Below are 12,775 nucleotides of genomic sequence, written 5' to 3' on the forward strand. Positions count from 1 at the left end.
AAACTAATACAAATCATGAATAAAAGACAATTATTATTCGCTTTCTTCCTTGGGACGGCTTTAGTATGGACCTCTTGTGGAAATAAAGATGCAAAAAAGCAAGGTGCAGCACAGGCTCAGGCTGAGAAGGTTGTTCCTGTTACCTTTGGCGCAGCATCACATGAGATTGTAACGGGAACAATTAGTTACCCGTCAACAGTCAAACCGTTGAACGAAGCAGATCTATTTGCAGAAGTAAGCGGTTATATTACCAAAATATATGTTTCAGATGGTGCTGTGGTCTCTAAAGGTCAAGCCTTATATGAGATTGATGGAACACGTTATAACGCAGCCGTACAACAGGCCAAAGCAAGTCTACAAATTGCACAGACTGACCTCGACCGTCAAAAAAGAGATTTGGCCCGTTATCAAGTATTGGCTGACAAAGACGCGATCGCTAAACAGGTTTATGATAATGCCGTATCAAATGTTGCTGCTTCGCAAGCACAGGTAGAATCTGCACGCGCGGCTTTGGTTACAGCAAATACCAATTTGTCCCGTTCTACGATTCGTGCGCCATTCTCCGGAACTGTCGGTATTTCACAAGTACGTCTAGGTGCCTTGGTCAATCCAGGGTCTACCTTATTGAACACGTTATCTTCGACAAGCCCGATCGCGATTGAGTTTCAGGTCAACGAAAAAGATATCAGCAAGTTTGTTCAAATGCAAAGCAACCATTCCTCGTCCGATCTTTCACTCTTGTTACCAGATGGAAGTACTTATGAAGGCAAAGGAAGCATAACGACAATTGACCGTGCGGTTGACCCAGCGACAGGAACAATTAAAGTACGGGCTACGTTCCCGAACAATGCCAATGCGTTAAGAGCGGGGATGAATATCACCATGAATGTATCGACAACTTCGCCAACAGAAGAAATCGTTGTTCCTTACAAAGCAGTCTTCGAACAATTGGGTGTGTTCAATTTATATGCCGTTAACGATAGCAGCAAAGCTGAAATCCGCCAGGTAAAATTGGGTATTAAAGCTGGTGATAAAATCGTTATCAAAGAGGGTGTCAAAGACGGTGAGAAAATCGTTGTTGATGGTGCCATGAATGTCCAAAATGGTGTTAAAGTCGTCGACGCTGCCACTGCTGCCCAACAAGCTGCAAAAGGCGCTCCGAAAGGAAAATAACAGCATTAATTTTTAAAGAGAATCTAAAAGATATAGAATGATTTCAGAAGTATTTATTAAGAGGCCAGTTACCGCAATCGTTATTTCGATATTGATTTCAATCATCGGGATTATTGCTGTATCTACGTTGCCAATTAGCCAGTATCCTTCTATTGCACCGCCAACTGTTACAGTTACAGCAAACTATACAGGAGCCGATGCACAGACGGTTGAGCAGACCGTGACAACGCTGATCGAGAGTCAGATCAATGGTACACCTGGCATGATTTATATGTCGTCAAATAGTACTTCAAATGGTCAAGCAGCAATTACTGTCACATTTGAAGTAGGTACTGATATTGATATCGCCACCCTGGATGTACAAAACCGTGTGGGAATTGCAGAGCCAGCACTACCCGAAGCGGTACGACGTCTGGGGATCACGACCCGTAAAGCGAACACAGATATCCTGATGCTGGTGGCATTGACATCACCTAAAGGTACGAGAGATGAAAATTTCCTAGCCAATTACAACAACTTGTATGTCAAAGACGCCTTGTTGCGTGTCAAAGGTGTCGGTGATGTCACAGCTTTTGGTCAACCATTCTCCATGCGTGTATGGTTAGATGCCAACAAATTGGCGAATCTCAGCTTGAATCCTGCGGATGTATCAGCAGCTATTGCCGAACAAAATTCCCGTATTCCGGGTGGTAGTGTCGGCGGACGTCCACAGGAGTCTTCAACGGTCTTTGAATATCCCGTTATTACGGATAGTGACCTTTCTAACCCCGAGGATTTTGAAAACATCGTCGTCAAAACCAATACAGACGGTTCGATTGTACTCCTAAAAGATGTTGCCCGCGTAGAGCTGGGACAATTTAACTATGGTACATCGTCCAAAGTAAACGGAATGAATTCATCGGCAATGATGATCGCCCAAACACCGGGTGGTAATGCCGTTGAATCTGCGGAAGGTATTGTCACCACATTGGAAAAATTAAAACAATCCTTTCCGACAGACGTCGATTACACCATCAGTTATGAAACCGTTTCTGTGGTAAATGCATCCATTTCTTCGGTAATCCATACCTTGGTGGAAGCGCTACTTTTGGTAACCTTTGTGGTATTCTTCTTCCTACAAAGCTGGAGAGCAACATTGATTCCTGTACTGGCAATTCCAGTATCCATCGTTGGTACATTCATCTTTTTCTTGATGTTTGGCTTTTCGGTCAATAACTTGACGATGCTTGCCTTTGTACTGGCCATCGGTATCGTAGTGGATGATGCCATCGTTGTGGTGGAGGCTGTTCAGCACTATATTGACCATTATAAACTGGATGCCAAGGAAGCAACACGTCGTGCAATGGGTGATATTACAGCACCAGTTATCGCAATTGCCCTCATCTTGGCCGCGGTATTCGTTCCGGTAGGATTTATCCCGGGCATGGTGGGTAAATTGTACCAACAATTTGCCATTACAATTGCCGTATCCGTTATGCTGTCGGCATTTATTGCCCTTTCCCTGACACCAGCCTTGTGTTCAATTTTATTGAAACCAACAGCTGTCCATGAGGGCGCAAAAGGCTTGAACAAGTTCTTCTACAAGTTCAACGTATGGTTTGAAAAAGTAACAGTCAAATATTCAAGAGGTGTAAAACAAGCCATTAAAAAGGCGCCACTTGTGTTGATTATCCTTTTATGTATTTTTATCGGTACAGGTTATATGTTTACCACCAAGCCAACAGGATTTATTCCTTCTGAAGATGGTGGAGCCTTCTTCGCTGGTGTAACTTTGCCAGAGGGTTCATCCTCTGCCCGTACCAATGAAGTATTGAAAGAGATCGAGGACGATTTGCATAAGATGTTCCCTGAAATCAAGTATGTAACTGCGATATCTGGTATTAACATTCTGAACCGTTCCTTTAAATCCAATGGTGCGACCTTGTTCGTATCCTTAAAACCTTGGGAAACACGGACGCGGACAGCGAATGATATTGCAGGAATGATCATGGGTAAATATATGGGCTATACCAAAGCAAGGGTATTGGCCGTAACACCACCGGCAATCCCAGGCCTGGGTACATCCGGAGGTTTCTCCCTACAGGTTCAAGATTTACAGACTGTCAATATCAAGGACTTCGAAGCTACGGTAGGTAAATTCCTTATGGCAGCCAATCAACGTCCTGAAATCGGAATGGCCTATACCATGTTTAACTCCAATTCACCAAACTACAAATTGGAAGTCAACCGTGAGCAGGCAAAACGTATGGGTGTGCCAATCTCGAGCATCTATTCAACGATATCTGCCTACTTAGGTAGTAGTTATGTCAATGACTTTACGAAATATGGTCGTAGCTACCGTGTCGTAACACAAGCAGATATGCCCTACCGGATGAACATTGAAGATATCAACAAATTGTACGTCAACAATACATTGGGCAATCCGGTACCAGTGGGTACATTGGTGAAATATGAGCTGATTACAATGCCTTCGATCATCAACCACTACAATATCTTTAGAAGTATCGAGATCAATGGTAGTTCGGCCCCAGGCTATTCTTCTGGAGATGCTTTGAAAGCCTTGCAAGAAGTAGCTGCTCAAACATTGCCTGAGGGATTTGACTATCAGTTCTCAGGTCTTTCACTACAAGAGATGCAGTCCGGATCAAAGACCGTTCAGATTTTTGCACTATGTATCTTATTTGTATTCCTACTGTTGGCAGCATTGTACGAAAGCTGGTCTGTTCCATTCTCTATCCTCCTATCAGTTCCTTTAGGTGTATTTGGTGCGATCTTGACTCTGACGTTGATACCAACATTGGATAATAATATCTATGCGCAAATCGGTTTGGTAACCATCATTGGTCTTGCGGCCAAGAATGCGATCCTGATTGTGGAATTCGCCAAAGAGCGGGTTGATATCGGAATGAATCTCTATGAAGCAACGTTAGACGCTGTAAAATTGCGTTTACGCCCGATTATCATGACCTCTTTTGCCTTCATCCTAGGTATTATTCCATTGATGTTGTCACATGGTGCCGGTGCCATATCCCGCCAAACAATCGGCTGGACGGTATTCGGTGGTATGACTGCGGCAACACTTTTGGCAATCTTTATCGTACCGGTTCTATTCGTTGTGATTACGAGAATGGCTTACGGTAAGAAAAAATTGGCTGAATTAGAAGCTAATTTTGATGAAGAAAAAGCGAAAAACTTAAGTGCACACTAAGCAAATAAAATTTGCCGTATGTGCTAAGACCATACCGTAAATGCTAAGACGCCTTTCCTTCTGACGAAGGAAAGGCGTCTTGCTTTTTGCTCTTCCAATTATAATTTTTAATTTTACCACACACTATTAAATAAATATGTCACCTGAATCACAACGTAAATTTGAACAGCTCAACCTTCTTGCCGAATCCTATGACGCCCTACTATTCGACGTCGACGGTACTTTGGCCGACAACATGGATGCCCACAAACAAGCATATAAAGCTGCCGCCGAACAATATGGTGTCACTTTGGATGTCAATCTTATTGATGAAACGGCTGGCTGGCCTACGGTTGCTGTTGCAGAGGAAATCAGTAAACGCTATGGCGTAGACTTCGATTATCAGGAATTCTCAACATTGAAGTCCACCATATTCCGGGATGAGTATGTCTTTAAAACAAAGCCCGTGGATTATGTTGTTGAACATTTAAAATATCAAAAGGGTAAAAAACATATTGCTGCTGTCTCGGGTGGCACAAGAACAACCTTGTCGATGACCCTGACAACCATAGGTGTATGGGATGACCTGGAAACATTGGTCTGTGCCGGTGATACAGCAGAAGGTAAACCCTCACCACAACCGTTCTTACTTGCTGCTTCACAGCTGAATATAGCTCCTGAGAAATGTTTAGTCTATGAAGATGGTGTCCCTGGTGTAGAAGGCGCAAAAGCCGCTGGAATGGGCTGGATCCGCGTAGATGAGCTATAATTAATCAAATAAAAATACTACAAAAAGCCCCCGAGTTTTCTATTCGAGGGCTTTTCTTTTATTCCTACGCTCCCTCCTTTCAGACTGTTCAATTCTGGGAGGGATTCGCTACTACTTCCGCATGACTTCTTTCTATACTAGAAGCTCGTGATAATTTTCACACCACCATTACTGTAATTCAGATCAGATGACCGCAAGCCACCGACCGGTATTTTATAATAAGGTTCCACAGAAATGGAAAGTTTTCCAACTTTCTGTTTTCTTCCAACCGAGAAATTAACAAAACCATTCACACCTTTATCATCCACATTCTTTTCGGTGGATTTTTGCTTATACTCCGTATTATTGGTTTCATAAATGGTCGCGCGTTCCTGATCCAGTACACCAACATAGGAAACCCCTACAGAGGTATAAAAATTCTTAGTGATTGCATAACGAACATCAACCGGAATATCCACCGTCAGAATTTTACCAGAGACACGTTCGTTGCTTTTGGCATCCTTGGCATCAGCTAAACCCTTTGCAAAAGCATTACTCAAACCATTGGGTTGCGAAAGATAATTTGGTGCGTTCATTTCAAAAGAATTGGAAGCCATCGCTGGTGTGATGGGCGTATTTCCCGAAACAGCACCATAATGTTGGATCGAAGCACCTGAACGAATACTGATCTTACTCGAAACATTATAGGCCAGTGCAACTCCCCCGCCAAGTGTGATACTTTCAGAAGTGGAAGCTGGAGACACAAATGCGCCCATTTCCCATTTTCTATCAAGGTCATTGTTGGATTTCAACATCACACTACCCCTCCGGTTTTCCTGTTGTCCAGCATATAGCGCAGCAAGGCGTGCAGCTTCACGTTGGGTCTGTGTAGAAGAAACCACAGTATTTGAGTTCGTTGGTGTCACATTTGATTGCGTTGTTGTGGCAACCTGAGTCCTTGTTGTGATATCTGTAGAAGCAGTGGCTGTAGGATCATCCAAATTGATCTGTGCGGATAATGTACTATTTCGCAATTGCATAGTCTGCCCACCCAAAGCGGCGAAATTATTTGATACATTGATATTATTTCCACGTACAGCCTTTCCACCAAATAGGACAAACTGTTGTTGTTGACTATTATCCGTAGGCTCGTTTTCCACCTTCGAATAGGTAAACGGTCTATCCCGCAATAGCTCCTGTGCACTTAGCCCCTGCTCTCCAGTGACAGCAGACAATGAGCGTTGAATAGACTCTTTTAAATCTTTATTATCGGCGAGAACCTCGCTATTTTTATCATTTTGTGTTAAAACTGCAGAAGACGGAGCGACCGAAGAATTATTTTTTAAACTCCAATACCCCACACCAAAACATAAAAGTACAGCGGCTGCCGCGCTCCAATATTTCCAGGCGGAAGAAGGCGGTGCTGCTACCCCATGCTTTGACGCAAACTTTTCCCAGGAGCCTTCCCGATACGGGAGCTCATGGTCTTTTAATTGCCCAATGATTTCTTCTATCAATTCTTTTTTCTTATTGCCTTCCATTGTAACAACAATATTTATCTTATTTCTTGAACTACACCTGTATAGTCCAAGTATAATTTTCTTAGTTTTTGTTTTGCCCTCGTCAGATAAGTACGCGAAGTACTATCCGGTATATTTAGCATCTGGGCAATTTCATCATGTGAATACCCTTCTATTTCATAGAGATTAAAAATAGTTTTTTGAATTTCGGGAAGCTGATCCAACAGACTCAGGATTTCATTCACCTCTAATCGGCTTTCCAATTGAACCGACGGCGTGTGCATATCCCCTTCAGCCATATCCTCAACAGAATACATTTGTTTTTTACCCCTCAAAAAATCAATAGAGATATTGGCAGCGATCCGGCCGATCCAGGCCCTAAATGACTTTTCGAGGTTCTCTGCATCGATATCCATATTAAAGGATTCCAATTTTCGAAAAATCCGGACAAAGCTCTCATTCACAAGTTCCTCGGCATCCACATCTTGTTTGACATAGCGGATAATGATTGCCATGAGGTAGCCATAATATTTTTTATAGACGAAAGCCTTTCCGTCCTCACGATTTCGCAAGCAACGCTCCAGGGCATCATGTAAAGATGATAGCTTCTTGTTATAAAAATATGACTGAATAATTCCCACTTAAACTATTTAAATATTAAGCTTCAAATAACGAAAATAAAATTATAAAACTTAAAATCAAATAGTCGAATGTCCCCGCTTAATATCACTATTTAACTATTTTTATTCTCCTAACGGTTCCTATTTATATTTCGCTACACTGCTTTCAAAAAAAATCAATAAAAAGAATTGAAAAAAATGGCTATTTTTGCATGATTTTCACATTTTAAATATTATTCAGACCGAATGAGTACTGTATTATCCGAACAGGAACAACTTAGAAGACAGGCGATGCAATCGTTGTTGGATATGGGAATCGAGCCTTTTCCAGCAAATGAATTTGTCGTCAACGCACACGCTGCCGATATTTTAGAAAACTACGATAGAGATAAATTGAATTATAAGAACATTACCATTGCCGGACGTATCATGAGTCGTCGTGTCATGGGAAGTGCTTCATTTTTTGAAATTCAAGATTCTACCGGACGCATCCAGGCCTATATCAAGCGTGATGACGTATGTCCTGATGAAAATAAAGATCTTTATAATGTTGTTTTCAAAAAACTATTGGATATTGGCGATATTGTAGGTGTCAAAGGATATGTTTTCACAACACAGACCGAAGCTATCGCAGTACACGTTGAGGAACTTACCGTATTATCCAAATCTTTGCGCCCACTTCCAATCGTTAAATCTGCCGAAGGCAAAACTTTCGATGCCTTTACGGATCCGGAGCAACGTTACAGAATGCGTTATGTGGACTTGATCGTGAACCCTGCCAATAAAGATATATTTGTAAAACGTACCAAGCTTTTCAATGCAATGCGTCAATTTTTTAATGATGCTGGTTATATGGAAGTGGAGACACCTGTTTTGCAGTCTATCCCTGGTGGTGCCACTGCACGTCCATTTATCACACACCATAATGCACTGGATATCCCATTATACCTTCGTATCGCCAACGAGCTTTATCTAAAAAGATTGATCGTGGGTGGTTTTGACGGTGTGTATGAGTTTTCAAAAAACTTCCGTAACGAAGGAATGGACCGTACTCATAATCCCGAATTTACGGCAATGGAAATCTATGTAGCCTACAAAGACTACAACTGGATGATGGATTTTACAGAGCGCCTGTTGGAATATTGTGCTGTAGCCGTCAATGGCACCACTGAAGCAACTTTCGGTGAGCACAAAATTGACTTCAGAGCGCCATATAAGCGTATTTCCATGACCGATTCCATTAAAGAATTTACTGGATTTGATATCACAGGAAAAACAGAGGATGAAATTCGTGTTGCTGCAAAAGGCATGGGAATCGATGTCAACGAGACAATGGGTAAAGGCAAGCTGATCGACGAGATTTTCGGTGCTAAATGTGAAGGAAACTATATCCAACCAACCTTCATCACGGATTATCCAAAAGAAATGTCACCATTGACAAAGAAACATAGAGACAATCCAGATTTAACAGAACGCTTCGAGTTAATGGTCTGTGGAAAAGAGATTGCCAATGCTTACTCGGAATTGAATGACCCTATTGATCAACGCGAACGCTTTGAGGATCAATTACGTCTTTCAGAGAAAGGTGACGATGAAGCGATGTTTATTGACCAAGATTTCTTGCGTTCTTTGGAATATGGTATGCCTCCTACTTCTGGTTTGGGAATAGGTATGGACCGCCTGATCATGTTCCTGACTAATAATGCTTCTATTCAAGAAGTATTGTTCTTCCCGCAAATGCGTCCAGAGAAAGTGGCAAAAGTTGCTGATGTGAAAGACTATGAAGAGCAAGGCATTCCTGCGGAATGGGTTCCGGCTCTACAAAAAATGGGTTTTACAACCATTGAAGCATTGAAAGAAGCCAACCCGAATAAAGTTTTCAATGACCTGGGTGGTATGCGTAAAAAGCTAAAACTAGAGGTTGCGATGCCGAGCAAAGAAGATGTACTTGCTTGGTTTAACTAACCGACTACAAGCATATAAAAGGCGTGTCTAAAAAAATTGGACACGCCTTTTTTTGTTGGTATAATTAGGGATGAGTCGCTATTTCAGTTTAATCCAATCTATTGCCTATATTTTTATTACAAAAACCTTACCTAAGAAAGGGTACGCTAAATTGTAAACATTTTCTATATTTACGTATCTTGAAATAAAAATTGCTTTAGCGTATGAAGAGCATACTTGCCCTTGATGGCGGTGGTATTCGGGGAATTATTCCGGCTATGATACTTGTGGCTTTGGAGGAGAAATTACAAAAAAAAACAATGGATCCCAATGCACGCATCGCCTCCTATTTTGATTTTATTGCCGGTACAAGCAGTGGTGGGATTCTGACAAGCATTCTACTATTCCCAGAAGAGGGAAATCCCACGCACCCCAAGTTTTCAGCACGCGACGCCCTAAACCTATTTGTCAATCACGGGACAGAAATCTTTCACACCTCCAAATGGCGACGTTTTCTAGGCGGATTTGGTCTGGTTAGTGAATTGTATTCCTCAGTTGCCTTATCAAATGTGCTGGACAAATATTTTCAGAATGCACGGTTAAGCCATCTCATTAAGCCATGTATTATCACGGCCTACAATATTGAGCTCCGTAAAAATCATTTTTTCAGACAGCAAAAAGCCATTACACATGGCGAAGCGCGCGATTTTTATCTGAAGGACGTCTGTAAAGCAACCTCAGCGGCTCCGACCTTTTTCCCTGTTGCTGAAATATATTCGATATCAAACACCAGATACCCGCTCATAGATGGCGGTGTGTTTGCACAAAATCCCTCTATCTGCGGTTTGCTGGAAGTTTTGAAAGCCTTCAATAGTACGCAGATCAATGATGTATTTATGGTATCCTTGGGTACCGGCGTTTCAAAGACAGCATATAATTACGAACACTTCAAGAAAAAGCTTGCGATCCAGATAGGCCCTGCCCTAGTCGATATCATGACAAGTGCATCTTCTGAAAGCACCGAATTTTTTATTCAACAATTGTTCAGGAACAATGGCAAACAGCAGAATTATGTCCGTCTGGAACCGGCAAACCTGTCCAGTATCAATGCTTCCCTAGATGCTGCCTCGCCAAATAATATACAGAAACTCATATCCCTATCCGATAAGCTGATCAGCGAACATGAGGATACGCTAGATTATATCATCGAACACCTCATTAAAGAAAAGAATCAGAATAAGAAGAAAAATCCATGGAGCCAGTTGATGGATAAATTCTAAAAGGTTACTTTTACGCATATTTAAATCTATTATGGCATTAAACTACGTTTGGGTTGCATTTTTTTTGATCACATTTGCCGTAGCCCTTGTAAAACTTATCTTCTTCGGAGATACCGAAATTTTCCAACAAATTGTCAACTCCATCTTTGACAGTGCTAAAAACGGAGCCGAAATCTCCTTAGGACTGATCGGAATGATGAGTTTCGCTTTAGGGATCATGAAAATTGGTGAAAAAGGCGGCATGATCAATATCTTTGCAAAAATCGTAGGCCCTTTCTTCCATAAATTATTTCCCGAAATCCCTAAAAACCACCCTGCTCTTGGATCTATCCTGATGAATTTTTCCGCCAATGCACTTGGTCTGGATAATGCAGCTACCCCTTTGGGGCTTAAAGCAATGAAAGAGCTTCAGGAACTCAATCCCAATAAGGATACAGCAACAAATGCACAGATTATGTTTATCGTGCTCAATGCATCCAGTCTGACCTTATTACCGATTTCCATTATGGCTTATCGAAAAGAAGCCGGTGCGCCAGATCCTTCCGATGTTTTTCTTCCGATTTTGATTGCAACTTTCTTTTCCACTTTGGTCGCTTTGATTCTTGTAGCCATCTATCAGAAAATAAACCTATTCAACCGGGTAGTTTTGGGCTATCTAGGTGCCATGTGTTTATTTATCGGTGGATTGTTGTATTATTTCTCGGGTTTACAGCAAGCTGAAATCGAAGTCTTCAGCAAGGTGTTTGGCAATGTGATCTTGTTTAGCTTGTTCACTTCGTTTATAGGATTGGCCTTGTTCCGCAAAGTCAACGTTTACGATTCCTTTATCGAAGGTGCCAAAGAGGGCTTTGAAGTTTCTGTCAAGATTATCCCCTATCTGGTGGCGATGCTGGTCGGTATTGCAGTCTTTAGAGCTTCTGGAACGATGGATTATATGGTTGCGGGAATATCCAAGGGTATTGCGCTGTGTGGTTTAGATACGTCTTTTGTGGATGCTCTTCCTGTTGCATTTATGAAACCGCTAAGCGGTTCGGGTGCCCGTGGACTTATGGTCGACCTGATGAATGCCAAAGGTCCGATGGACTTTGCTGCCCGCGTTGCCTGCGTGATCCAGGGTTCTACGGAAACAACATTTTATGTACTTGCAGTCTACTTTGGTGCTGTAGGTATCAAACGGACAAGACATGCCCTACCTTGCGCACTTTTGGCTGAATTGGCCGGTGTGGTAGCAGCAATTATTATCTCTTATATCTTTTTCAAATAGTGTTTATTGTCGGCAATAATTGAACAGCAATAGCAAATAAACACTTAATGAATTAAACCAAGAGATCTGTATAGTAGATAGATAACGGTCTATGTGTATTCAATCAGTTAAGAATCGCTTCGAAGGGTTTGAATGCATAGACAAATGAATAAATAATTAGAGACGAATGAAAAAAACAATCGCACTGATCGCCCATGATGGCAAGAAACCAGAAATGGTTGCCTTTGTCAAAGACCACCAAGATTTGTTGGAACATGCTAATATCATCGCAACAGGAACAACAGGTTCCTATGTGCGGCAAACCGGATTACCTGTGGAGCTAAAATTAAGTGGTCCTATGGGTGGTGATGCACAGATCGCTGCATTGGCTGCTGAGGGTAAAGTGGATGGTATTATCTTCTTCCGTGATCCCCTTGGCAAACATGCCCATGAACCCGACATTCAGATGTTAATGCGCGTATGCGACCTCTATAATGTTCCATTGGCAACAAATCCTGCTACTGGAAGCTTAATTATCGAAGGGTTATTGGAAGATCTCGTTGACTAACAAAAAGCTATTTTATTCAAGATGATGGAAAATGAAGTTATTGTCACCATAGGTGAAACTCCCTATACAACGACTGTACAATATGGCAAACACCAGATTATTGTCGACGAGCCGGAAGATTTAGGTGGTCAGGATCAAGGGATAAGCCCCACACCACTTTTACTTTCTTCTTTAGGTACATGTAAAGCTGTCACAGTAAAAATGTATGCTGATCGAAAAAACTGGCCCCTAGAAGAAGTGATGATCCGTCTTTCACACGAAATCAAGACCAGTGAACAGCAGCAGACGACCTACATACAATGTCATATTAGCTTCAAAGGCGATTTGGATGACGAACAAAAAAAGAGGTTATTTAAGATCGCTGAAAAATGTCCTGTACATAAAATCTTAACTAATCCTATTGTAATAACTTCAAATCATTTGTAATTGTTTCTTGGGATAACGGACAACACTATTTATATTTGTCCGCACAAAAAAACCTTCGTATAACAA

The 12,775-nt window shown here is 41.7% G+C and carries 10 protein-coding genes; 8 read left to right on the forward strand and 2 right to left on the reverse strand.

Annotation, left to right across the window (positions count from 1 at the left end):
• Positions 1-15 precede the first annotated feature (15 nt).
• The 3 genes from DFQ12_RS05295 (at position 16) to DFQ12_RS05305 (ending at position 5,129) form a co-directional block, all read left to right on the forward strand.
• Positions 16-1,173 carry an efflux RND transporter periplasmic adaptor subunit gene (locus DFQ12_RS05295; protein ID WP_120259232.1) on the forward strand — a complete coding sequence of 386 codons (1,158 nt, stop codon included), beginning with the start codon at positions 16-18 and terminating at the stop codon, positions 1,171-1,173.
• A 37-nt stretch (positions 1,174-1,210) separates the two neighbouring features.
• Positions 1,211-4,381, forward strand: a complete 3,171-nt coding sequence (locus tag DFQ12_RS05300) for an efflux RND transporter permease subunit (RefSeq protein ID WP_120257947.1) — start codon at positions 1,211-1,213, stop codon at positions 4,379-4,381.
• A gap of 136 nt (positions 4,382-4,517) precedes the next feature.
• Complete coding sequence (locus tag DFQ12_RS05305) at positions 4,518-5,129, forward strand: HAD family hydrolase (protein WP_120257948.1); 612 nt, start codon at positions 4,518-4,520, stop codon at positions 5,127-5,129.
• Positions 5,130-5,266: 137 nt separating this feature from the next.
• Here DFQ12_RS05305 and DFQ12_RS05310 read toward each other — a convergent pair whose 3' ends face one another.
• Together DFQ12_RS05310 and DFQ12_RS05315 are read right to left on the reverse strand one after the other, a co-directional pair.
• Positions 5,267-6,649, reverse strand: coding sequence for a hypothetical protein (locus DFQ12_RS05310; RefSeq protein ID WP_120257949.1), 1,383 nt, complete (start codon positions 6,647-6,649; stop codon positions 5,267-5,269).
• A 14-nt stretch (positions 6,650-6,663) separates the two neighbouring features.
• Positions 6,664-7,269, reverse strand: a complete 606-nt coding sequence (locus DFQ12_RS05315; protein WP_120257950.1) for an RNA polymerase sigma factor — start codon at positions 7,267-7,269, stop codon at positions 6,664-6,666.
• 225 nt (positions 7,270-7,494) lie between these two features.
• Here DFQ12_RS05315 and lysS point away from each other — a divergent pair, with 225 nt between their 5' ends.
• The 5 genes from lysS (at position 7,495) to DFQ12_RS05340 (ending at position 12,709) form a co-directional block, all read left to right on the forward strand.
• Complete coding sequence (lysS, locus tag DFQ12_RS05320) at positions 7,495-9,213, forward strand: lysine--tRNA ligase (protein ID WP_120257951.1); 1,719 nt, start codon at positions 7,495-7,497, stop codon at positions 9,211-9,213.
• Positions 9,214-9,416: 203 nt separating this feature from the next.
• Positions 9,417-10,472: a patatin-like phospholipase family protein gene (locus tag DFQ12_RS05325; protein ID WP_120257952.1), complete on the forward strand. Its 1,056-nt coding sequence runs from the start codon at positions 9,417-9,419 to the stop codon at positions 10,470-10,472.
• Between the two features lie 31 nt (positions 10,473-10,503).
• Positions 10,504-11,736 carry a nucleoside recognition domain-containing protein gene (locus DFQ12_RS05330; RefSeq protein ID WP_120257953.1) on the forward strand — a complete coding sequence of 411 codons (1,233 nt, stop codon included), beginning with the start codon at positions 10,504-10,506 and terminating at the stop codon, positions 11,734-11,736.
• A 166-nt stretch (positions 11,737-11,902) separates the two neighbouring features.
• Positions 11,903-12,283 (forward strand): methylglyoxal synthase, encoded by a 381-nt coding sequence (locus DFQ12_RS05335; RefSeq protein WP_120257954.1) that lies wholly within the window; start codon positions 11,903-11,905, stop codon positions 12,281-12,283.
• A 21-nt stretch (positions 12,284-12,304) separates the two neighbouring features.
• Complete coding sequence (locus tag DFQ12_RS05340) at positions 12,305-12,709, forward strand: OsmC family protein (RefSeq protein ID WP_244211680.1); 405 nt, start codon at positions 12,305-12,307, stop codon at positions 12,707-12,709.
• Positions 12,710-12,775 lie beyond the last annotated feature (66 nt).

The sequence above is a fragment of the Sphingobacterium detergens genome (assembly GCF_003610355.1).
Lineage (GTDB): Bacteria > Bacteroidota > Bacteroidia > Sphingobacteriales > Sphingobacteriaceae > Sphingobacterium > Sphingobacterium detergens.